18 protein-coding genes are annotated in these 21,695 nt (G+C 69.0%); 2 read left to right on the top strand and 16 right to left on the bottom strand.

The genetic code is table 11. The annotated features are described in order from the left end of the window. Positions 1 to 39: 39 nt before the first annotated feature. From RHOOR87_RS0106525 to RHOOR87_RS0106575, 11 genes are all read right to left on the bottom strand, one after another. Positions 40 to 1,731 carry a BatD family protein gene (locus RHOOR87_RS0106525; RefSeq protein WP_015448749.1) on the bottom strand — a complete coding sequence of 564 codons (1,692 nt, stop codon included), beginning with the start codon at positions 1,729 to 1,731 and terminating at the stop codon, positions 40 to 42. Further along, positions 1,728 to 3,614: a VWA domain-containing protein gene (locus tag RHOOR87_RS0106530; protein ID WP_015448750.1), complete on the bottom strand. Its 1,887-nt coding sequence runs from the start codon at positions 3,612 to 3,614 to the stop codon at positions 1,728 to 1,730. The genes RHOOR87_RS0106525 and RHOOR87_RS0106530 overlap by 4 nt, the downstream gene beginning before the upstream one ends. Further along, positions 3,611 to 4,597, bottom strand: coding sequence for a VWA domain-containing protein (locus tag RHOOR87_RS0106535; RefSeq protein ID WP_015448751.1), 987 nt, complete (start codon positions 4,595 to 4,597; stop codon positions 3,611 to 3,613). The genes RHOOR87_RS0106530 and RHOOR87_RS0106535 overlap by 4 nt, the downstream gene beginning before the upstream one ends. Next, on the bottom strand, positions 4,590 to 5,117 hold the full coding sequence (locus RHOOR87_RS0106540; RefSeq protein WP_015448752.1) for a DUF4381 domain-containing protein: 528 nt from the start codon (positions 5,115 to 5,117) through the stop codon (positions 4,590 to 4,592). Before RHOOR87_RS0106540 ends, RHOOR87_RS0106535 begins: the two co-directional genes overlap by 8 nt. Next, positions 5,114 to 6,049, bottom strand: coding sequence for a DUF58 domain-containing protein (locus tag RHOOR87_RS0106545; protein ID WP_015448753.1), 936 nt, complete (start codon positions 6,047 to 6,049; stop codon positions 5,114 to 5,116). The genes RHOOR87_RS0106540 and RHOOR87_RS0106545 overlap by 4 nt, the downstream gene beginning before the upstream one ends. Then, positions 6,046 to 7,041 carry a MoxR family ATPase gene (locus tag RHOOR87_RS0106550; protein ID WP_015448754.1) on the bottom strand — a complete coding sequence of 332 codons (996 nt, stop codon included), beginning with the start codon at positions 7,039 to 7,041 and terminating at the stop codon, positions 6,046 to 6,048. The genes RHOOR87_RS0106545 and RHOOR87_RS0106550 overlap by 4 nt, the downstream gene beginning before the upstream one ends. A 184-nt stretch (positions 7,042 to 7,225) precedes the next feature. Next, positions 7,226 to 9,370 carry a type IV pilus secretin PilQ gene (locus RHOOR87_RS0106555; protein ID WP_027484566.1) on the bottom strand — a complete coding sequence of 715 codons (2,145 nt, stop codon included), beginning with the start codon at positions 9,368 to 9,370 and terminating at the stop codon, positions 7,226 to 7,228. A gap of 55 nt (positions 9,371 to 9,425) precedes the next feature. Then, positions 9,426 to 9,968 (bottom strand): pilus assembly protein PilP, encoded by a 543-nt coding sequence (locus RHOOR87_RS0106560; protein WP_007509495.1) that lies wholly within the window; start codon positions 9,966 to 9,968, stop codon positions 9,426 to 9,428. Beyond that, entirely contained in the window at positions 9,968 to 10,621 is a 654-nt protein-coding gene (gene pilO, locus RHOOR87_RS0106565; protein ID WP_007509498.1) for a type 4a pilus biogenesis protein PilO, read from the bottom strand. Before pilO ends, RHOOR87_RS0106560 begins: the two co-directional genes overlap by 1 nt. Further along, entirely contained in the window at positions 10,618 to 11,343 is a 726-nt protein-coding gene (locus RHOOR87_RS0106570; protein ID WP_015448757.1) for a PilN domain-containing protein, read from the bottom strand. Before RHOOR87_RS0106570 ends, pilO begins: the two co-directional genes overlap by 4 nt. After that, positions 11,343 to 12,401: a pilus assembly protein PilM gene (locus RHOOR87_RS0106575; protein ID WP_007509502.1), complete on the bottom strand. Its 1,059-nt coding sequence runs from the start codon at positions 12,399 to 12,401 to the stop codon at positions 11,343 to 11,345. The genes RHOOR87_RS0106570 and RHOOR87_RS0106575 overlap by 1 nt, the downstream gene beginning before the upstream one ends. A 272-nt stretch (positions 12,402 to 12,673) precedes the next feature. Between RHOOR87_RS0106575 and RHOOR87_RS0106580 the strand changes: the two genes are divergently transcribed. Together RHOOR87_RS0106580 and RHOOR87_RS0106585 are read left to right on the top strand one after the other, a co-directional pair. Further along, complete coding sequence (locus tag RHOOR87_RS0106580; RefSeq protein ID WP_015448758.1) at positions 12,674 to 15,202, top strand: penicillin-binding protein 1A; 2,529 nt, start codon at positions 12,674 to 12,676, stop codon at positions 15,200 to 15,202. 61 nt (positions 15,203 to 15,263) lie between these two features. Further along, on the top strand, positions 15,264 to 15,935 hold the full coding sequence (locus RHOOR87_RS0106585) for a hypothetical protein (RefSeq protein ID WP_027484567.1): 672 nt from the start codon (positions 15,264 to 15,266) through the stop codon (positions 15,933 to 15,935). Positions 15,936 to 16,005: 70 nt separating this feature from the next. Here RHOOR87_RS0106585 and RHOOR87_RS0106590 read toward each other — a convergent pair whose 3' ends face one another. The 5 genes from RHOOR87_RS0106590 to RHOOR87_RS0106610 form a co-directional block, all read right to left on the bottom strand. Continuing rightward, entirely contained in the window at positions 16,006 to 17,301 is a 1,296-nt protein-coding gene (locus RHOOR87_RS0106590) for a citrate synthase (protein ID WP_015448760.1), read from the bottom strand. Between the two features lie 275 nt (positions 17,302 to 17,576). Continuing rightward, on the bottom strand, positions 17,577 to 17,831 hold the full coding sequence (locus RHOOR87_RS0106595) for a type B 50S ribosomal protein L31 (RefSeq protein WP_007509511.1): 255 nt from the start codon (positions 17,829 to 17,831) through the stop codon (positions 17,577 to 17,579). Positions 17,832 to 17,901: 70 nt separating this feature from the next. Further along, positions 17,902 to 18,837, bottom strand: a complete 936-nt coding sequence (locus RHOOR87_RS0106600; protein WP_015448761.1) for a nucleoside hydrolase — start codon at positions 18,835 to 18,837, stop codon at positions 17,902 to 17,904. A gap of 222 nt (positions 18,838 to 19,059) precedes the next feature. Continuing rightward, positions 19,060 to 21,174: an ATP-dependent DNA helicase RecG gene (gene recG / locus RHOOR87_RS0106605; RefSeq protein ID WP_015448762.1), complete on the bottom strand. Its 2,115-nt coding sequence runs from the start codon at positions 21,172 to 21,174 to the stop codon at positions 19,060 to 19,062. 82 nt (positions 21,175 to 21,256) lie between these two features. Continuing rightward, positions 21,257 to 21,640, bottom strand: coding sequence for a RidA family protein (locus RHOOR87_RS0106610; protein ID WP_007509521.1), 384 nt, complete (start codon positions 21,638 to 21,640; stop codon positions 21,257 to 21,259). Positions 21,641 to 21,695 lie beyond the last annotated feature (55 nt).

Genomic DNA, 21,695 nt, shown 5'->3' on the forward strand with positions numbered 1-21,695 from the left:
CCCGACCAGGCGAGGCAGCGCCCCCGCAGCGCAAGCCGCTCAGTGCAGCTTGAACGGATACAGCGGCGGCAACCCGGAGTCCTCGCTGGCCACCGCCGTGGCACGCCAGGCGAAGCCGCGCTTGAACGCCTCGGCCAGGTTCGCCCCGGCGTCCGGCGGCGCTGTGTCGGCGTAGCGGCGCTGCTGCAAGGCGTCGATGACGGCGCGCTGCGCCGCGTCGTCCAGTACCGTGGCCAGTTCGCCCAGGTGCTGGATCGCCGGCCGCTCCGCCCGCGCCCATGCCAGCAGGCTGCGCGCCTGCGCGGCCGGATCGCTGCCGCGCGCCGCGGCGAGGAAGGCCAGCTGGCCACTGCGCACCGAGGTGCGCGCCGCCGCCGGCGTCACCGACGACGCGCGCCGGCGACGCCGCCACAGCCACCAGGCCAGCGCGCTGAGCAGCCACAGGCCGAGGCTGGCCAGCGCGATCCAGCGCCATGGCGTGGAGGCTGGCGCGGCGGCGGTGCCGGCTGGCGCGGCCGCGGCGCCGTGCACCGCCGCCGGTGCGGCGGGCGGCGGCGTGGCCGCCGCACCGATCGCTGGCAGCACGCTGACGCTGTGCGCCGGAATCTGTGCCACTTCCATCTTGTCGGTCAGCACGTTCCACCACTTCAGCGTGGTGGCGGGGATGGTCAGCGTGCCGGCGCGTTCGGGCACGATCGCGAACGACTGCTGGCGCCGGCCGATGATCCACTCGCCGTCCTGGCGGTTGCCGGTGACCGGCTTGTCCGGGTACACCGTGGCGCCGTCCAGCGGCGGCAGGCTCAGCGCCGGCAGCGACTCGTACGACAGGCCGCTGGCCTGCAGGTTCATGGTGAGGTTGAGCGGCTGGCCGACCCGCGGCGGCGCATCCTGCGCGGTGGGCCAGCCGTCCAGGCTCAGGCTCAGCTGGCGCGCCGGCAGCCACGCGCTGCCGCCCCAGTCGGCCGGCGCCGGTTTCACCGTGATCGTCTGCGCCGGTGCGCTGGCGCTGACCGGCACGGTGGCGCCGAAGAAGCTGTTGGGATCGCGCGGGTCGGCGGCCTCGCCCTGGAAATCCACCGGCGGAATCTCGACCTGTCCGGCGTGCTGCGGAATCAGCGCGTAGCGTTGTTCCAGCACGTGATACGTACGCCCGCCGCGCTCGGCGTCGTAGTTCAGGCCCTTGCCGAGCGCGCTGACTTCCACGCCGTCGACCTGCGGCGGCGGCGGCGCGTCGCCACCGATGCGGTTGGCGTAGTACAGCCGCACCACATAGGTCAGCTGCTGGCCGACGTAGCCATGCGCCGGCTCAACCTGCGACTCCATGAAGACGTCGCGCTGCGTGGCGGCGGCCGCGGCCGGATCCGGCGCCGTCACGGTGAGCTGCAGCGGCGCCGTGCGCTGGCCGGCCACGCTCAGCGCGGGGATCTGCAGCACGCCGACGTGGCGCGGACGCAGTGCCACGCCGAAGGTCAGTTCGGAGCTGGCCTGGCCGTTGATCACGCTGAGGCTGTTGTTCTGCGACGTGCCGAGCAACTGGAAATCCTGGTTCAGCGCGCGCAGGTCGGGCGCGCTGGCGCCAGCGTCGCCTTGCACGCGCAGGTTGAGCGTCACCGTCTCGCCCAGTTGCACGTGGTCGCGATCCAGCGTGGCGGTCACCTCGGCGGCAGCGGCCAGCGCCGGTAGCGACGCCAGCATCAGCAGGCAGCTGCACACGACATGTCGGAACTTCACGGCTGTCCATCCTCGCTCGGCGCGCCGCCGTGGCGCTGCTGGTATTCCAGTTCGAACTTGCGCCGCAGCAGGGCCCCGGGATCGTCCGGCACGCGCTGCAGGGCATGGCGCAGGTCGGCCGGCAGTTTCGCCTGCGGATCGTCCTTGGCCAGCGCGCCGAGCTGGTGCCCCGCGTTGCCGTCGCCCGGCTTCGCCAGCGCGGCGTCCATCTGCTGCTTCAACGCCTGCCGCGCCTGTTCCACCTGCGCCTGCTGCTCGGCCTGCTGCTGCGCGGTCTGCGGTTTGGGCTGATCGGCACCGCCCTGCGCGGACTTGCCCTGCTGCGATGCATTCTTGCCGGACGGATCCTGCGCCTGCGACTTGCCATCCTGGCCCGACTGGCTGGATGGCTCGGCATCGTCCGCTGCGGACGACTGATCCTTCGCACCCTGCTTGCCGCTCTTGCCCTGCTCGCCCTGCGACGACTGATTCTGCTTGCCGCCGTGACCCTCGTGTTCCTTCTGGTCCGACGGCTGCTGTTGCTGCTGGCGCAGCCAGTCCTCGACCGCCTGGCGGTTCGCCTTCGCGTCGGCGTTGGCCGGGTCGAGCTGCAGCGCATGGTCGTAGGCCGCGAGCGCCTGCTGGTATGCGCCCTGTTTCGCCAGCGTGTTGCCGAGGTTGTACGCCGCGCCGCCGCCGGGCGCCTGCCGCAAGGCCTGCGCCGCGGCCGCATAGTCGCCGGCGCGATACGCCGCGGCGCCACGCCAGGCCGGGTCGCGCGCGAGCTGTTGCGCCTGCTTCGCATCGCCCGCGTGCAAGGCCTGCACAGCCTGCTGGTCGCGACGCAGCCACAAGTCCTGCCACGTCGTCGCCGCAGCCGTTCCCGGCCACAACGGCAGCACGACCAGTGGCAGCACCAGCAGCCAGCCGCGGCGGAACGCCAGCGCCACCAGCGGCAGCAGCGGCAGCAGCAGCCACGCGCCGCGATCCTGCCAGGCGTCGCCGACCTGCCCGTCGGCCAAGGTCGCCTTCGCGCTGCGCAGTTGCGCATGCAGCGCGTCGACGTCGCGCTGGTCCGCGCTCATCGCCACATAGCGGCCGCCGCCGGCCGCGGCCAGCGCTGCAAGCGCGGCATCGTCGCGGCGGGCCAGCAGCATGCCGCCCTGCGCATCGCGCAGGAAGCCGCCATCGGGCAACGGCACCGGGCCGCCCTGCGGCGTACCTACGCCAAGCACCGAGACCCGCACACCGGCGGCGTTCGCCTTGCGCGCCGCAGCCTCGGCCGCGGCATCGGCCTGGTCGGTGATCAGCACCAGCGAACCGCCGCTGACCTTGCCGCCTTGGATCAGCGCCACGCCGCGCTCGATCGCCGCCGCCGCGTTGTCGCCGTCCACCGGCATGGTGTCCGGCGCCATCGCCTCGAGCAGGTCGTCGAGGCTGTGCGCATCGGAGGTCAGCGGCGCCACCACGAAGGCCTCGCCGGCGTAGCCGACCAGCGCGTTGAGCCCATCCTGGTTGGCGTGCAGCAGGTCGCGCGCCTTGTAGCGCGCGCGGTCGAGTCGGCTCGGCGCCACGTCGCGCGCCAGCATGCGCTGCGACAGCGAGATCGCCACCACCTGCGCCGCACGGCTCGCGTACAGCGGCTGCTCGACGCGGCTCCAGGTCGGCCCGGCCAGCGCCAGCGCGCACAGCGTCCAGCCCAGCGCGAACAGCCACAGCGGCAGGCTGCGGTTGCCAGCACGCCCGCGCAACAGATGCGGCAGCAACTCGGCGTCGACCAGCCGCGACAGCTCCACCTGCGCCACGTTGCGGCGCACGCCGAGCCAACCCAGCAGCGGCAACAACAGCAGCGCAGCCAGCCACCACGGCCGCAGGAAATGGAATTGCTGCAGCAGCTCGCTCATGCGAGCAACCTCCGCGTGCGCGTGAAGCGGCGCGGCACGATCACCAGCAACAGCAGCGCGATCGCGGCCAGCAACGGCCAGCGGAACAGCTCATGCCGCGGACGCAGGCTGGGGCCGTGCTGCGGCATCGGTTCCAGCGCGTCGATCGCGCGATACGCATCGGCCAGCTCGCCGCTGTCGGTGGCGCGGAAGAAGCGCCCGCCGGTCTGCGTGGCGATGTCGGTGAGCATGTCCGCATCGAGGTCGGCCGAGGGATTGACCAGCTGGCTGCCGAAGAAACCGGGGATGCGCATGCGCGTGGCGCCGATGCCGATGGTGTAGATGCGCACGCCGGCCGCCTTCGCCGCGCGCGCCGCATCGCGCGGCGCGATGCTGCCGGCGTTGTTGACGCCGTCGGTGAGCAGCACCAGCACGCGCGCCTGCTCGGGCAGCGCGGCCAGCCGCTTCACCGCCACCGCGATGGCGTCGCCGATCGCCGTTTCGGTGCCGGCCAGGCCCACCGCCGCGCCCTGCAGCTGCGCGCGCACTGCACTGAGGTCGTAGGTCAGCGGCGTCACCAGGAAGGCCTGGCTGCCGAACAGGATCAGCCCCATCTCGTCGCCGCTGCGACGGCTGATGAAATCGCCGGCGATCGCCTCGACCGCGCCGAAGCGGCTGACGTCCTGGCCGGCCAGCTGCATGTCGCCGGTGCGCATGCTGCCGGACAGGTCCACCGCCAGCATCAGCGCACGCCCGCTGCGCTGCTGCGCCTGCGGCGGCCCCACCCACTGCGGCCGCGCTGCCGCGGCCAGCAGGCACAACCAGGCCAGCGCCAGCAGCCACGGTGTGGTGCCATGCGCGCGGCTGCCGACGACGGTAGCCAATCGCATACCCGGCTGCGGCAGATGCAGCGCCTGCCCGGGCGCGGCCGGACGCAGCCAGCGGCGCAGCAGCCACGGCAGCGGCAGCAGCACGATCACCCAGGGCCAGGCGAACTCAGCCATCGGCGTGCTCCATCGCGGCCGGCTTCCAGCTCGCCGGCTTCAACGCCAGCCGCAGCCACGCCCGCACGGCCGCCACGCTGGCTGCATGGTCGAACGATGCGGGGGGTCGATAGATCTGCTGGTCCAGCGCCAGCAGTTGCTGCAGCGTGGCGGCATCGACCGGCACCCGCATCAGCGTCTGCCGCCAGGCGTCGCCGCGTTGTCGCGTGGCCTGCGCATCATGTTGGCGCGCCACCCGGCGCAGCAACTGGTGCAGCGCACTCGCCAACGCAAGCCCATCGCCGTCGTGCCGATGCTGCTGTGCGAGTCGATCGAGTTCGCCGAGCACCTGTCGGCGTTGACGAAGCGTGCGGCGCTGCCGTCGCCACCACCAGACGCCGGCCAGCAGCAGCGCCAACAGTAGCACGGCCAGCGTCCACCAGCCCGGCGCCGGCGGCCACCAGAACGGCTCGGGCGGCAGGTGGATATCGCGCAATGGCGGACCGGGCAACGACGCGGGCTGGGCGGACGACGGCATCATCGCGCCGGCCTCCGCGCGCCAAGCAGGCCGCTGACCGCGTCGAACGCATCGGCGGTGGTGTCGATGCTGTTCCAGCGCAAGCCCAGCGATTGCGCCAGCTCACCAAGCCGGGCCGGACCGGCACCCAGCGCACGCTGGAAATCGCTGCGCTGACGCTCGGACTGCAGCAGCACTTCGCAGCGCTCGCCGGCATGCTCCAGCGGGTAGCGCCCCGGTGGGGCCGGCGCCAGTTCCAGCGCATCGGCCACCACCAGCACGCTGACCCCGGCATGCCGGCCCAGGTCGAGCAAGCGCTGCCGTGCCGATGCGTCGCAGCTGAATCCGTCGCTGACCAGCAGCACGCGGCTGGCACCATGCAGCACGCGACTGGCACGGGCCAGCGCATCGGACAACGGCTCGAGGCGATCGGACGCGGCCTGTGCATCCCACTCGGCCAGCGCGCCGCACACCGCCAGGGCACCGCGCGACCCGGCCTGCGGCCGCAGCAACTGATCGGCGTGGCCAAACGCCATCACCCCGACCCGCTCGCCGGCGCGCACCGCGTACCACGCGGCGGCGGCGGCGGCGCGCGCCGCCTGCACCGACTTGAAGCGCGCCCGCGTGCCGAAACGCATGCTGGCATGGGTATCGAGCAGGATCAGCAGGCAGCCTTCGCGATCTTCCTGGAACAGTTTGGTGTGCAGCTTGCCGCTGCGCGCGGTGAGCCGCCAGTCGAGCCGACGCACGTCGTCGCCGGCCTGGTAGACGCGCGACTCGGCGTAGTCCATGCCGCGGCCGTATAGACGGCTGGACTGCTGACCGCTGCGCGCGGCACGGCTGAGCAGCGGCGCCATGCGCACGCGGCCGACCCGCGCACGCAGCGCGATCAGTTCGGCCAGCGCAACCCGGCTGCGGCCGTCGCCGTCCGCGTGATGTGAAGCGACGGCGTTCACGGCAGCGGCACGAGATCCAGCAGGCGATCGATCACCTGGTCCGGCCGCACGCCCTCGGCCTCCGCCTCGTAGCTGAGCAGCACGCGATGCCGCAGCACTTCGTGGGCGATCGCGTGCACGTCTTCCGGCAGCACGTAATCGCGACCGGCCAGCCACGCGTGCGCACGCGAACAGCGGTCCAGCGCGATGGTGGCGCGCGGGCTGCCACCCCAGGCGATCCAGCGCTTCAGTTCCGGCCCGTAGCGGCCGGCATCGCGGGTGGCCAGCACCAGCTGGGTCAGGTACTCCTCCAGCGCCGGCGCCATGTGCACCGCCATCGCCGCATCGCGCGCGGCGAACACGTCGGTCTGGCTGAGCAACGCCGGTGGCGCGGCAACCGGATGCGCGCGACGACTGGCCTGCTCACGCGCCAACTTGAGTATCGCCAGTTCGGCGACCGCATCCGGATAGCCGATCGTCACATGCATCAGAAAGCGGTCGAGCTGGGCCTCCGGCAGGGCGAACGTGCCTTCCTGCTCGATCGGGTTCTGCGTCGCCATCACCATGAACAGTTCGGGCAACTGCCAAGTGCGGCGGCCGACGGTGATCTGCTGCTCGGCCATCGCCTCCAGCAACGCGGACTGCACCTTGGCCGGCGCACGGTTGATCTCGTCGGCCAGGACGATGTTGTGGAACAGCGGGCCATGCTCGAACTCGAAGCTGCCCGACTGCGGGCGGAACACGTCGGTGCCGGTGAGGTCGGCCGGCAGCAGGTCGGGGGTGAACTGCACGCGGTGGAAATCCGCCTCGATCCGCGCCGCCAGCGCCTTCACCGCGGTGGTCTTGGCCAGGCCGGGGGCGCCCTCGACCAGCAGGTGGCCGTCGGCCAGCAAGGCCACCAGCAGGCAGTCGATCAGGTGCGGCTGGCCGATGATGCATTGCTGCAGGTCGTCGCGCAGCTGCGCGAACGACTGTTGCAGGCGGCTTGGTGCTGGAGTTTCGGGCATATCCATGAGCGGGTTCCGTTCTTGACGTGACAGCGGCGCGACCCGACACGCGGCGGGGCGCAGGCCGGACCGGATGGCGTGCTACAGACCATCGGCAACGCCGGAAGTTTAATCGGCCTCCGGCAGCCTGGCCGGCGCGCACAAAAAAAGAGGCGGCCGAAGCCGCCTCTTTCACTGCACGCTTGCGCGCTTACTGCAGCGTGTCGCTGAGGATGCGCGGCGTCACGAAGATCAGCAGCTCGGCCTTGGTGTTGGTCCGCGAGGTCTTGCGGAACAGCACGCCGACGCCGGGGATGTCACCCAAGCCGGGCACCTTGACCGTGGTATTGGCCTTGTTGATCTCGTAGATGCCGCCCAGCACCACGGTCTGCCCGTTGTCGACCAGCACCGAGGTGTTGATCTCGCGGGTGTCGATGGTCGGGATCTTGCCGCTACCCGGGGCGTCCACGTAGCCGGCCAGCGCATCTTTCTTGACGTTGATCATCAGGTAGACGCGGTTGTCGGCGGTGATCGTCGGGGTCACCTTCAGCTCCAGCACGGCGTCCTTGAACTGCACCGTGGCGGTGCCGCTGCCGGCGCCGCTGCCGGCGCTGTTCTGGAACGTGACGTAGCCGATTTCCTGGCCCTGGCGGATCACCGCTTCCTGCTGGTTGGCGGTGATCACGCGCGGACTGGAGATCACTTCGCCACGACCCTCGGTCTGCGCCGCGGAGAGTTCCAGGTCGATCGCGTAGTTCGCGCCGAGGATGGCCAGGCCGAAGCTGCCCGCTACTGGGCTGGCCGGCAGATTCACGTTGAGGCCGCCCGAGGTCACGTTGCCGCCGCCGAGGCCGGCGGTCAGCGCCGGCGTGGCGGCGGCGGCGTTCTGGAACTCGGTGTTATTGATGCGGCCGTTGACGCCGAACTTCGCGCCCAGCTCGCGGGTGAAGTCGTCGCTGGCGACCACGATGCGCGACTCGATCAGCACCTGTTGCACCGGCTTGTCCAGCACCGCGATCAGCTCACGCAATTGCCTGATCTTCTCCGGCGTGTCGTTGAGCAGCAGCGTGTTGGTGCGCTCGTCGAACGAGACGCTGCCGCGCGGCGACAGGAAGCCGCGCTGGGTGTTGCCGCCGCTGCTGCCGCCGCCGCCCTGCATGCTGCCGCTGGTCAGCAGCTTGGCGATGTCGGACGCCTTGCCGTAGCTGATCGGCACGTAGTCGGTGATCAGTTCGGCGGTGTCCTGCGCCTTCAGCTTGGCGTCGGCGAGGTCCTGCTCGTACTTGGCCAGCTCGGCCTGCGGCGCGACCCACACCACGTTGCCGTTGCGGCGCTTGTCCAGGCTCTTGGCGCGCAGGATCACGTCCAGCGCCTGATCCCACGGTACGTTGACCAGGCGCAGGGTGACGCTGCCGCCGACGCTGTCGGAGGCGACCAGGTTGAGCCCGGAGATGTCGGCGATCAGCTGCAGCGCCGAGCGCACCGGGATGTCCTGGAAGTTGAAGGTGACGCGCTTGCCGTTGTAGCTCGGCTCCTGGCCCAGCCGGGCCAGCTTGGCGTCCTTGCTGGCGTCGGCCTTCTTCGGCGCCACTTCGACCACATACTGGTCGGCGGTCTGGTAGGCTGAGGTCTCGACGTTGCCCTTGACCGCGATCTCCATGCGCGCGCCGCCGCCCATGCCGGCGCGGGTGACGATGGATTGCACCGGGGTGGCGAAGTCCAGCGTATCCAGACGCTGGGCGAGGTTGGCCGGCAGGTTGGCATGGTCGATGGTGACCAGCACCTTGTCGCCCTTGCGGGTCATTTCGGCATTCGCGCCGCTGCCGCTGAAGTCGATCAGCACGCGGCCTTCGCCGTTCGGGCCACGACGAAAGTCGATGTTGGAGATGGCCGGACCGGCCGACGACGACGGCAAGGCCTTGGTCGGGTCGATCGTGGAGGCGGTGGTCACCGACTGGTCCGTGCTGCCGTTGTTGACCGTCAGCACCAGGCTGTTGCCCTCGACGCGCGAGCGGTAACTCGACTCGCGCATCAGCTCGACCACCACGCGGGTGCGGCCGCCGGCGGCCACGGCGGATACGCCGGAGGTCGAGCCCTTGCCGATGTCCAGGTGACGCGGAGCCGCATTGTCGGTGTCGGCGAAGTCGACCGCGATGCGCGGCGGATTGCCGGTGGTGAAGATCTTCGGCTGCGGCACCGGGCCATCGCCGAAGTCCATGTGCAGCTCGACGCTGCCGCCGGGCAGTGCGTCGTAGCTGATGTTCTTCAGCGTGGTGGTGGCTGCCATCGCAGCGCTGGCCCAGGTGGCGCCGGCGATCAGCAGGCCCATCAACATGTAACGGCTCGCATGGCGCATGACACGGCCCCGGACGGATTGGATTTGGTTGGTCATTGCATCAGCCCCTGTCTACCTATTTCGCGTCGAGCGCGATGCTGGCCGGACGTTCCATCCAGCCACCATTACCGTTGGATACCAGCTCGACCAGGTCGATATGGTCTTCGCTGATCGCCGTGATGTGCCCGTAGTTCTGGCCCATGTATTCGTTGACATGGACGCGATGGATCACACCACCCGGGTCCTTGACCAGCACTTCCATGCTCGCGCCGGTACCGACTGTGCCGACCATCTTCAGGCTGTCCAGCGCGAACAGCTCCAGCGGCTGCTTGGCGCGATTGGCGTCCGGCCGCGGGCCGCTGGTGGCGACGCTGTTGTCCAGCTCGGCCGTGCTCGGGCTGAACGGGTCACGCCGGTCCTGGTCGCTGTAGGTAAAGGTCTCGAAGGTCTTGATCACAGGCAACGGCTGGATCGGTGCGCCCTTCTTGGCTTTTTCCTGGGCAACCCAGGTGCGCAGATCCGACATGCCGCGGGTGCAACCGGCCAGCACCAGCGCGGCGCCAAGCATCAGCACCAGCCGTGCGACGTTGGCGGGTTTGACGACAGCAAGGTTCTTCATCACTTCGCCCCCCCGGCCGGCTTGCCCTTGTTCGCGGCGGCGCTTTCCTCGTCATCCAGGTAGCGGTAGGTCTTCACCGTACCTTGCAGGACCAGCTGGCCGCCCGAGGTGCCGTCCTTGCCCGCTGCTTTCGGCGTCAGCGAGACGTCGTGCAGGGTCAGGATCACCACCCGCGGCAGCGAGGCCACGCCGCTGATGAAGGTGCCGAACTGGTGGTAGGTGCCGGTGAAGCGCAGCGCAATGGGTTTCTCGGCGTAGAAGTCCTTCGGCGTCTCCGGGCCGGGCTGGAACAGGTCGCTCTCCAGGCCGGCGGCCTGCGCGGTCTGCGAGATGTCGATCAGCAGCTCGGGCATCTCGGTCTTGCTGGGCAGCTGGCGCAGCAGCTGGCGCAGCATGTCCTGCATCTCGTCGAGTTGCTGCTGCAGCGCCTCCAGGTTGACCGACTTGGCCTGCTTGGCGGAGAACTCCTGCTTGAGCTGGTTTTCCTTGCCGGCCAACGAATTCAGGCTGTCCTGCTGGTCGCTGACGAAGAAGTACCAGCCGACCAGCAGTACGAAGCCGAACAGCAGCGCGGTGAAGAAAATCTTGACCGTTTGCGGCCAACCACCGACGTTGTTGCGGTCGAGGTTCTGGATATCGTGGAGGAAACTCATGACCGGGCACCTCCCGTGGCGGCTGGCGCACTCACCGGCTTGACTTCCGGGGCGGTCGTTGCCGCGGGCTTCGCCGGCGAAGCGGTCGCCGCCTTGGCTGCCGCAGCGGGCGCCGTCGAAGCCGCAGCGGTGCCGGCAGCGTTCGGCAACACCGGGGTCTTGCCGTCGGCCTCGTCGGCCTTCGGCTTGCTCAGCGTCACGTTCAGGCCGAACACGTACGGCATGCGGCTGCCGTTATGGGTATTTTCGGTCTTGCGCAGGTCGGCGTGCCCCATCCACGGCGAGCCCTCGATGTTGCGCATGTATTCGGCAACGCTGGCGTTGGATTGCGCCACGCCATCGAGCGACATCGACTGGCCGTTCTGCTTCAGCCCGCTCAGCCGGGCACTGGCGGGGATCGTCTTCACCAGCTCGTCGAACAGGTGCACCATCTGCGAGCGATCGGCCTGCAGCTGCTCGATGATCTGCTTGCGCGCCAAGAGGTGTTCGCGCACCTTCTCCAGATCCTTGATCTTCGCGATGCGCACGTCGAGCTGCTTGATCTCGGTCTGCAGGTAGGTGTTGCGATCGTTCTGGTTGTCGATGCGCTGATCCATCCAGAACACCCACAGCAACAGCACACCCAGCCCCGCCACGAAGGCGGCGGCGAGCTGCATGTAGAACTCGCGTTCACGTTGCTTGCGCCGTGCGACGCGCCACGGAAGTAGGTTGACGTGTGCCATCAGTCGAAGCTCCTCAGGGCGAGGCCGACCGCAATCATCAACGCGGGGGCGTCCTGCGCCAGCGACTGTGCCTGGACCCGCGGCGACAGCGACATGCGGGCCAACGGATTGGCGACGACGCAGGGCACGCCGAGCTGCTCTTCCAGCATCTGGCCGAGCCCCTCGATCGAGGCACAACCGCCGGCCAGCACCACCTGGTCGACCTTGCTGTACTCGCTGCCGGCAAAGAAGAACTGCAGCAGCCGGCTGATCTGCTGGATCAGCGATTCCTTGAACGGCTCCAGCGCCTCGGTCTCGTAGGACTCGGGCAGGCCGCCCTTGCGCTTGGCGCGGCCGGCTTCCTCGTAGGACAGCCCGAAGCGACGCATGATCTCGTCGGTCAGCTGCTTGCCGCCGAACACCTGTTCGCGCGAGTAGATCGTGCGCTGGTTGCGCAGCACCGACAGCGTGGTCATGGTGGCACCGATGTCGACCACCGCCACCAACGCGTCACGGCCCACGTTGAGCTGGTCGGCGATCATCGCGAAAGCGTTCTCCATCGCGAACGCCTCGACGTCGATCACCGCGGCGGTGAGCCCGCCCAGGTCCAGCGCGGCCACGCGCATGTCGACGTTCTCGGTGCGCGAGGCGGCCAGCAGCACGTTGTTCATGTCGGGGTTGTCGCGGACCGGACCGAGCACCTCGTAGTCGAGGCTGACCTCGTCGATCGGGTACGGAATGTACTGGTTCGCCTCGACCTGGATCTGGCCTTCCAGGTCGTCATCGGAAAGATCGCCGGTCATCGGAATGATGCGCGTGATCACGGCCGACCCGGCCACCGCGGCGGCGGCGTGCTTGAGCTTGGAGCCCGAGCGTGCCAGCGCGCGGCGGATCGCATCGCCCACCGCCTCGATCTCGACGATGTTCTTTTCGACCACGGCGTTCGGCGGCAACGGCTCGACCGCGTAATGCTCAACGCGATAACGGCCGCCCGCCTGACTTAACTGCAGCAGCTTGACGGCAGTCGAACTGATGTCGACACCAATCAGCGCCGGCTTCTTCGGTGTAAAGAGCCCCACGGTGTTTCCCCCTTGCCGCTGACGCCCGTAGCCAGAATCCTGGCGGGGTACGCAGTGGCATTAAATCGAAAAAATAACGCAATAGCAACGGTCTACGGGAACTTTCTCAAGTAATTGGCGTGATCCTCGCCACATTTGGGGGAACCCCGCCCTTGGCTCGACCCTTGCTTTGCGGACCGGCCTTTGCAATTGCTCGACCGCGCCTCATGCCGGGAATACTCCTACATCTATACTCTGTCATGTTTTGACTCAGGTCTCGCTATCCCCACACCATGCAAATTTTCAAACGCTTGCTGCGCTGGGCTCTGGTCCTGGCCTTTTCCGGTTTGCTCCTGGCAGTTGTCGCGGTAGGTGTGGCGTATTGGCTGATCGCCCCGAGGCTCCCCTCGGTGGCCGAACTGAAGAACTACCCGATGCAGGTGCCGCTGCGCGTGCTGAGCGCCGACGGCAAGCTGATCGCCAGCTTCGGCGAGACCCGGCGCATCCCGGTGGATATCGGGAACGTGCCGGACCGGCTCAAGCACGCCGTGCTGTCGGCCGAGGACGCGGACTTCTACCACCACCCCGGCGTGGACTGGCACGGCATCGCGCGCGCCGGCTGGCATGTGCTGGTAACCGGCGGCGACAAGGGCCCCGGCGGCTCCACCATCACCCAGCAGGTGGCCCGCAACTTCTTCCTGAGCCCCGAAAAACTGTATTCGCGCAAGCTCACCGAGATCTTCATCGCGCTGCGCATCGAGCATGAGCTGAGCAAGGACCAGATCCTCGAGCTGTATCTCAACAAGATGTTCCTCGGCCACCGCTCCTACGGCGTGGCCGCGGCGGCCGAGTATTACTACGGCAAGACGCTGGACCAGCTGACCGTGGCCGAATGCGCACTGATCGCCTCGACCTTCCAGCTGCCCTCGGCGGTCAATCCGATCAACAGCCCGAAGCGGGCGATGGCCCGGCGCAACTGGGTACTGGGCGAAATGCTGCGCCACGACTACATCACCCGGGCCGTGTACGAACAGGCGATCGCCGAGCCGAACCATGCCTACCCGCACGAGCAGCCGATCGAGGTGGATGCCCCTTACCTGGCCGAGATGGTGCGCCGGCAGGTGCTCGACCGCTTCGGCAACGATGCGCTGACCGAGGGTTACGTGGTCAGGACCACGCTGCAGAGCAGCCGCCAGCAAGCCGCCGTGGAAGCACTGCGCGACGGGCTGGTCGCCTATGACCGCCGGCACGGCTGGCGCGGACCGGAGGCCCACCAGGACCTGCCGGCCGGCGCCGGCGAGGCGGACCTCGACGGCCTGCTGTCCGCCTACGCCAGCGTCTCCGGCATGCAGCCGGGCGTCGTCACCGCCAGCGACGCGAAGCAGGCCACGGTCTACCTGTCCAGCCGCGAGAGCGTCATCCTCGACCTGGCCGCCGTCAGCTGGGCGCGTCCGCACATCAGCGACGACCGTGTCGGCGCGGCGCCGACCCGCGTCGACGGCGTGCTCAAGCGCGGCGACATCATCCGGCTGGCGCGCGACGACAAGGGCGAGTGGCAGCTGGCGCAGATCCCCGAGGCGCAGGCCGCGCTAGCCTCGATCGCGCCGGAGGACGGCTCGATCCAGGCGCTGGTGGGCGGCTTCAACTTCGTGCGCAGCAAGTTCAACCGGGCCGTGATGGCGGCGCGCCAGCCCGGCTCCAGCTTCAAGCCCTACCTGTACTCGGCAGCGTTCGAGCGCGGCTTCACCCCGGCCTCGATCATCAACGATGCGCCGCTCGCCCTGCCCGACCCCTCGCGCCCGAACGGCATCTGGACGCCCTCCAACGACGACGACAAGTTCGCCGGGCCGATGCGCCTGCGCGAAGCGCTGGTGCAGTCGAAGAACCTGGTCTCGGTGCGCCTGCTCGATGCCGTCGGCGTGCGCTACATGCGCGAGTACGCCACCCGTTTCGGCTTCTCGCAGGACGCGATGCCGGCCAACCTGTCGATGGCGCTGGGCACCGCCTCGGTGTCACCGATGGGCATGGCGCGCGGCTACGCGGTGTTCGCCAACGGCGGCTACCTGGTCACGCCGTACTTCATCCACGAAATCGACGACCGCACCGGCCAGGCGGTCTACGTGGCCAACCCCGCGCGCGCCTGCCGCAACTGCCAGGAGCGCCTGCTCGACACGCAGCCGCCCGGGCCGCCACCGGCCGGAATGAATCCCACACCGGCCAACAACCTCGCCAGCACCTCGTCTGCGGCACCCGCTGAATCCAGCAGCATCGATGGCGTCGGCGACGCGGTACTGCCTGCCGACGCGCACGGCGACGGCGCGCACCCGCCGGTGCTCGCGCCGCACGTGATCGAGGCGCGCAACGACTACCTGGTGACCTCGCTGATGAAGGACGTGATCCTGCGTGGCACCGGCTCGGCCGCACGCGCGCTGGGTCGCGACGATCTGGCCGGCAAGACCGGCTCCACCAACGACCACCGCGACGCCTGGTTCGTCGGTTTCGACGGCGAGCTGTCGACCGCCGTGTGGGTGGGCTTCGACAACTACAACTCGCTCGGCCGCGGCGAGTTCGGCGCCAGGGCCGCGCTGCCGATCTGGATGTCCTACATGGGCAGTGTGCTGAAGGGACAGCCGTCGAGCACGTTGCCGATGCCGCCGGGAATCAGTACGGTATGGATCAACCGCGACAGCGGCCTGCCCGCCTCGTCGGACGATCCGGACGGCATCAACGAGATGTTCAAGGTGGAAGACGTCGACCGGCTGCGCAGCCAGGCCGCCCAGCAGAAGGAACAGGACCAGCAGCACGCCTACGACATCTTCTGAGCCTTCGACGCGGCTTCCGGCAAGAGGAAGCTGCCGGTTACCGATCGATGAGGAGCGCGCCATGTCCCGAGGCGACCACCACCGCATCCACGCGCACGACCGCCTGCAGCGCAACCGCCTGCGGGTCGCCCAGGAAGCCGCAAGGCTGATGAGCGAACACGGCATCCGCGACTTCCACCACGCCAAGCTGAAGGCCGCCGAGCGGCTGGGCATCCTCGACAGCCAAGCGCTGCCGCGCAACCTGGAGGTCGAGCAGGCCTTGCGCGAACACCAGCGCCTGTTCCTCGCCGACAGCCAGCCGCAACTGCTGCGCCAGCGCCGCGAGGCGGCGGTCGAGGCGATGCGTTTCCTGGCCGCGTTCGAGCCGCGCCTGGTCGGCAGCGTGCTCGAAGGCACCGCCGACGCGCATTCGGCGGTCTGCCTGCATGTGTACAGCGACGACCCGGAGGCGGTCACGCTGTACCTGCGCGAGCGCGGCGTGCCGATCGAGATCCAGGTGCGCCGGCTGCGCTACAGCCGCGACGAGCAGCCCGAATATCCGGTGCTGCTGTTTGCCGCCGACGAGCTGCCGTTCGACCTCACCGTGCTGCCGCGCGATGCGCTGCGCCAGGCCCCGCTGGACCGCGCCGACGACCGGCCGATGCGGCGCGCCTCGCTGGCACAGGTGGAAATGCTGCTCGACGAGGACGTCGACGATACCTTCGAGCAGCGGCTCAGCGCAGCCTTGCGCTGAGCCGGCCCGGCTTGCTGCACAAAAAAGCCCCGGCTGAGGCCGGGGCTTTTTGTTGGCACGGCGCGGGCGATCAGCGCTTGGCGGTCGGCACGTAGTTGCGCACGTCGGCGCCGGTATAGACCTGGCGCGGGCGACCGATGCGCGATCCGGGCGTTTCATGCTGCTCGATCCAGTGCGCGATCCAGCCGGCAGTGCGCGCGATCGCGAACATCACGGTGAACATCTCGGTGGGAATGCCCAGCGCCTTGTAGATGATGCCGGAATAGAAGTCGACGTTCGGGTACAGCTTGCGCTCGACGAAGTACTCGTCCTTCAGCGCCGCCTCCTCCAGCTTCATCGCCACGTCCAGCAGCGGATCGTTGACGCCCAGCTCGGCCAGCACCTTGTGGCACATTTCGCGGATGATCTTCGCGCGCGGATCGAAGTTCTTGTACACGCGATGGCCGAAGCCCATCAGGCGGAAGCTGTCGTTCTTGTCCTTCGCGCGCAGGATCGCCGACTCGACGTTGTCCGGCGTGCCGATCTCCTGCAGCTGCTTGAGCACGGCCTCGTTGGCGCCGCCATGCGCGGGGCCCCACAGCGCGGTGATGCCGGCGGCGATCGACGCGTACGGGTTCGCGCCGGTGGAGCCGACCAGGCGCACGGTCGAGGTGGACGCGTTCTGCTCGTGGTCGGCGTGCAGGATGAACAGCAGGTCCAGCGCCTTGGCCGCGACCGGATTCATCTGCAGCGGCTCGCTAGGCACCTCGAACATCATGTGCAGGAAGCGGTCGACGTATTCCAGGTTGTTGCGCGGATAGCGCATCGGCCAGCCGATCGAGTAGCGGTAGCAGGCGGCGGCGATCGTCGGCATCTTGGCGATCAGGCGGATTGCGGCAAGCTTGCGGTCGGCCGGGTCGTCCACGTTGAGGTCGTCGTGGTAGAACGCCGACAGCGAGGCCACCGCGGCGGCCAGCATCGCCATCGGATGCGCGTCGTGGTGGAAGCCCTGGAAGAAGTTCTTCAGCGACTCGTGCAGCATCGTGTGGTGCGCAACGTCGTGTTCGAAGGTGGCGAACTCGGCCGGCTTCGGCAGCTCGCCGTTGAGCAGCAGGTAGGCCACCTCGAGGAAGCTGGAGCTCTCCGCCAGCTGCTCGATCGGATAGCCGCGATACAGCAGCACGCCCTGGTCGCCGTCGATGTAGGTGATCGCGCTCTTGGTGCTGGCGGTCGAGCCGAAGCCGGGGTCGTAGGTGAAGTGGCCGGTGTCCTTGTACAGCGTGGCGATGTCGATGCACGCCGGACCGAGCGTGCCGCTGACCAGCGGCAGTTCGCTGCTGCGCTTGCTCGATTCATCCACCAGCTTGACGGTCTTGGGATCGGACACGGAAACCTCCTGACATGTGGGTCGTCGCCGCCGGCAACCGCAAGGGTGGCGCCGGCCGGCGAAGGAATGCTTGGGGCATGGCGTGCCGGGGAAACACGCGATGCGACCGGCGTGGCAACGCCAGTTCACCGACCATTATCGCACAAGGTCAGGTTTGCATTCGATGGCGAATGGTCGAATGGCAAACGCAAAAAGACACGGGGCAGGCCTGCGCCTGCCCCGTGTCCCGAACGGGATCCGCACGACCGGCGCCAGGCGCCGGCCGTCGCCGTCACTTATTCCTTGACCGAACCCGCGTAGCGGCGACGGAACTTGTCGACGCGGCCGCCGACGTCCAGCGTCTTCTGCTTGCCGGTGTAGAACGGGTGCGAATGGCTGGAGATATCCACCTTGATCAGCGGGTACTCATTGCCGTCTTCCCACTTGATGGTTTCCTTGCTGGACATGGTCGACTTGGTCAGGAACGCGAAGTCGGACGACAGGTCCTGGAACACCACCGGGACGTAGTTCGGATGGATATCAGGCTTCATGGCTGGCTCTAAAGCGGTGGTGAAAAGAGCGGCATTGTAACGAGGAAGCGGCTGTGCCCGCAAGTCCGCGTCAGCCCGGCACGCCCAGCGCACGCCGCACCATCGCGGCAAAGCGGATCTGGTCGACTTCCAGCACGATGTTCGCCCGGGCCGGCCAGCCCAAGCGTGCGCTCCAATCGACCACGGTGGCGCCGCGGGTCAGGCGACCGTCCAGTTCCACCGCCACCGCCCGGGTCTCGCGGCGGGTCACGATCGAGGGATCCAGCGCTACCGCCATCGCCAGCGCATCGGCGGCGATCACGCCACGGCGATCGTGCTTCGCGTTGTAGCGGCGCGCCGCGCCCATGATCTTGCCGAAGAACGCCGCGCGCCGGTCGCCGGCGGCCAGCCAGCGATCGAACTCGGCATCGTCGAACGCATGCCGCAGGGTGGCTTCCCAGTCGACCAGGTCGAACGCCGGGAACGCCTCGAACACCACGTGCGCCGCCTCCGGGTCGAAGCCGACGTTGAACTCGGCCGGTACCTTGCCGGTGTTGCCGTGGCCGGTGACCGCGCCGCCCATCACCACCAGCCGCGCCACCCGTCCGGGCAGGCCCGGGTCGAGCCGCAGCGCCAGCGCCAGGTTGGTCAGCGGGCCCAGCGCCACCAGGGTCAGCTCGCCCGGCCGTTCGTGGGTCAGCCGCAGCAGGGCCAGCGCGGCCGGCTCGTCGGCCAGCGCGGCGGCCGGCTCGGCAAAGCCGATATCGCCGAAGCCGTCCTGGCCATGCACGAACGCGGCATCCTCGTCCGCCGCGCGCACCAGCGGCGTGCTGCAGCCGGCGAACACCGGTGTGGCCGCGCCGGCCAGGTCAACCAGGGTGCGCGCGTTGCGCACGGTATGGCCCAGGCCCACGTTGCCGGCGGCGATGCTGAGGCCGGCGATATCGGCGTGGGCGTAGGCCATCAGGATGGCCAGCGCGTCGTCCACGCCGGGATCGGTGTCGATCAGGAGTTGCGGCTTGCTCATGGATGGATAGTCGCAGGAATTGAAAAGTGCGGCCAAGGATGGCCGCCCGTTTGATCTTCGCAATCAGGGATGATTGCAAAAACATTGAAAAGTGCGGCCAAGGATGGCCGCCCGTTTGATCTTGCGGCCACCATCCTTGGCGGCCGCCCTTGGGGCCATCGCTGGCGCGATGTCAAAAATCGCTCCGGGCGATTTTTTCGCGATCAGGGATGATCGCAAAAATCACGCATGTGCGTAGCGTGCTGCGCCGCCGATCCAGCGCTCGATCAATTGTGTGGTCTGCCGCGGGTGCTCCGCCAGCATGTGCTCCCCGACCTGCTGCACCGCCGGCAGCAGGTGCGCGTCGCGGGCGAGATCGGCGATACGGAAGCTGAGCTGGCCGGTCTGACGGGTGCCCAGCACCTCGCCGGGGCCGCGCAGTTCGAGATCCTTCTCGGCGATGCGGAAGCCGTCGTTGGTGTCGCGCATCACCTGCAGCCGCTCACGTGCCAGCTGGCCCAACGGCGGCTGGTACAGCAGCACGCAGTTCGACGCCACCGCACCGCGGCCGACCCGCCCGCGCAGCTGGTGCAATTGGGCCAGGCCGAGCCGTTCGCTGTTCTCGATCACCATCAGGCTGGCGTTCGGCACGTCCACGCCCACCTCGATCACCGTGGTCGCCACCAGCACGGCCAGTTCGCCGGCCTTGAACGCGTCCATCACCGCCTGTTTTTCCTTCGGTTTCATGCGGCCGTGGATCAGGCCGACCCGGAAGCCGGCCAGCGCGGCGGACAACTCCACATGCGCCACCTCGGCCGCCTGCGCGCGCAGCTGCTCGGATTCCTCGATCAGCGTGCACACCCAGTACGCCTGGCGACCCTCGCCGCAAGCGGCATGGATGCGCTCGATCACCTCGCTGCGCCGCGCGTTGGAGATCGCGATGGTCTGCACCGGCGTGCGCCCGGGCGGCAGCTCGTCGATCGAGGACACGTCCAGGTCGGCATAGGCGCTCATCGCCAGCGTGCGCGGGATCGGCGTGGCGGTCAGCACCAGCTGGTGCGGCACCCGTTCGCCGTCCCTGCCCTTGTCGCGCAGCGCCAGCCGCTGCTGCACGCCGAAGCGGTGCTGCTCGTCGACGATCACCAGGCCGAGCCGCGCGAACGCCACGCCTTCCTGCATCAGCGCATGCGTGCCGACCACCACCGGCGCGCCGGCGGCCACCCGCGCCAATACCTGCTTGCGTGCCTTGCCGGTGACCTTGCCGGCCAGCCACTCCACCTCGATGCCGAGCGGCTGCAGCCAATGCCGGAAATTGTGCAGGTGCTGTTCGGCCAGCAGTTCGGTCGGTGCCATCAGCGCGACCTGGTGCCCCGATTCCACCGCCGCCAGCGCCGCCAGCGCGGCAACTACGGTCTTGCCGGATCCGACATCGCCCTGCACCAGCCGCAGCATTGGCTGCGGCCGGACCAGGTCGCGCGCCACCTCTTCGCCGACGCGCTGCTGGGCCGCAGTCAGCCGGAACGGCAACCCCTGCAGCAGCAGCCGGCGCAACTCGCCCGTGCCGCCCAGTTCCGGCGCGCGCCGCCGCCGCACCGCCGCGCGCATGCGCTTCAGGCTCAGGTGCTGGGTCAACAGTTCCTCGAACGCCAGGCGCTGCTGCGCCGGATGCCGGCCCAGCATCAACTGGCCCAGATGCGCATCCGGCGGCGGACGGTGCACGTACAGCAACGCGTCGCGCAACGAGGTGAGCCCGTGCTTCGCGCACAGCTCGGGCGGGATCAGCTCCAGTTGCGCCGCTGGCGGCAGCAGCGCCAGCGCCTTGCCGATCACCCCGGCCAGCCGCTTCGGGCCGAGCCCCTCGGTGGTCGGATAGACCGGGCTGAGCGACTCGTCGACGGCGGCGACCGTCGCCCCGTCCAGGCGCCGATAGTTCGGGTGCACCATCTCCAGGCCCTGCGCGGCATGGCGTACCTCGCCGTAGCAGAGCAATCGCGTGCCCGGCAGCAGCTGTTCGGCCTGTGCGCGGTTGAAGTGGAAGAAGCGCAGCAGCAGAGTCTGCCCACTGGCGTCGCCGATCGCCACCTTCAGCTGCGGGCGATAACGAAAGCCGCGCTCGACCGCCTCGACCACACCCTCGACCTGCGCGCGATCGCCCGCGCGCAGGTCGGCGATCGTGCTGATCCGGGTCTTGTCCTCGTAGCGCAGCGGCAGGTGGAACCACAGGTCCTGCACCCGCTCCAGCCCGAGCCGCGCCAGTGACGCCACCAGCGCCGGTCCGACGCCCGGCAGCGCACCGACAGACGTGATGCCCGGGTCGGTACCGATAGCGGGAGCGGGACGAACGGGGCGGGTGGCCATGGCCTGCAAGCCTAACCGAGCACCGTCTCCTGTCGTAAGCCGCACGCCGACAATGAGTGTCGGCGCCGGGCGCCGACCGGGTTCAGTCCAGCACCATCACCGCATCGACCTCGACCTGCGCCGCCTTCGGCAGACCGGACACCTCGATGGTGGAACGCGCCGGGTACGGCTGCTGGAAGTACTCGGCCATCACCGCATTGACCGCGGCGAAGTTCGCCAGGTCGGTAACGTAGATACCGACGCGCACGATCTGCGCCAGCGAGCCGCCGGCCGCCGCCGCCACCGCGGTGAGGTTGTCGAACACGCGCCGCGTCTGCGCACTGATGTCGCCGTCGACCAGCGCGCCGGTGGCCGGGTCCAGCGGGATCTGGCCGGAGAAGTACACGGTCTGGCCGGCACGCACGGCCTGCGAATACGGGCCGATCGCGGCGGGGGCTTGCTCGGTGGAGATGATGCTGCGGGACATGGGCTTGCCTCGAGTGAAGATGGACATGATTGTAGGAGCGCGCCCTGTGCGCGGA

Origin of the sequence: Rhodanobacter sp. OR87, assembly GCF_000473345.1 — a bacterium.
GTDB lineage: Bacteria > Pseudomonadota > Gammaproteobacteria > Xanthomonadales > Rhodanobacteraceae > Rhodanobacter > Rhodanobacter denitrificans.

Coding starts and splice junctions, on each gene's coding strand:
- RHOOR87_RS0106530 (WP_015448750.1), bottom strand. CDS start 3,614: ATGAGCGAGCTGCTGCAGCAATTCCATTTCCTGCGGCCGTGGTGGCTG.
- RHOOR87_RS0106535 (WP_015448751.1), bottom strand. CDS start 4,597: ATGGCTGAGTTCGCCTGGCCCTGGGTGATCGTGCTGCTGCCGCTGCCG.
- RHOOR87_RS0106610 (WP_007509521.1), bottom strand. CDS start 21,640: ATGTCCCGCAGCATCATCTCCACCGAGCAAGCCCCCGCCGCGATCGGC.
- RHOOR87_RS0106595 (WP_007509511.1), bottom strand. CDS start 17,831: ATGAAGCCTGATATCCATCCGAACTACGTCCCGGTGGTGTTCCAGGAC.
- RHOOR87_RS0106560 (WP_007509495.1), bottom strand. CDS start 9,968: ATGAAGAACCTTGCTGTCGTCAAACCCGCCAACGTCGCACGGCTGGTG.
- RHOOR87_RS0106555 (WP_027484566.1), bottom strand. CDS start 9,370: ATGCGCCATGCGAGCCGTTACATGTTGATGGGCCTGCTGATCGCCGGC.
- RHOOR87_RS0106585 (WP_027484567.1), top strand. CDS start 15,264: ATGTCCCGAGGCGACCACCACCGCATCCACGCGCACGACCGCCTGCAG.
- RHOOR87_RS0106540 (WP_015448752.1), bottom strand. CDS start 5,117: ATGATGCCGTCGTCCGCCCAGCCCGCGTCGTTGCCCGGTCCGCCATTG.
- RHOOR87_RS0106600 (WP_015448761.1), bottom strand. CDS start 18,837: ATGAGCAAGCCGCAACTCCTGATCGACACCGATCCCGGCGTGGACGAC.
- RHOOR87_RS0106550 (WP_015448754.1), bottom strand. CDS start 7,041: ATGGATATGCCCGAAACTCCAGCACCAAGCCGCCTGCAACAGTCGTTC.
- RHOOR87_RS0106580 (WP_015448758.1), top strand. CDS start 12,674: ATGCAAATTTTCAAACGCTTGCTGCGCTGGGCTCTGGTCCTGGCCTTT.
- RHOOR87_RS0106570 (WP_015448757.1), bottom strand. CDS start 11,343: ATGGCACACGTCAACCTACTTCCGTGGCGCGTCGCACGGCGCAAGCAA.
- pilO (WP_007509498.1), bottom strand. CDS start 10,621: ATGAGTTTCCTCCACGATATCCAGAACCTCGACCGCAACAACGTCGGT.
- recG (WP_015448762.1), bottom strand. CDS start 21,174: ATGGCCACCCGCCCCGTTCGTCCCGCTCCCGCTATCGGTACCGACCCG.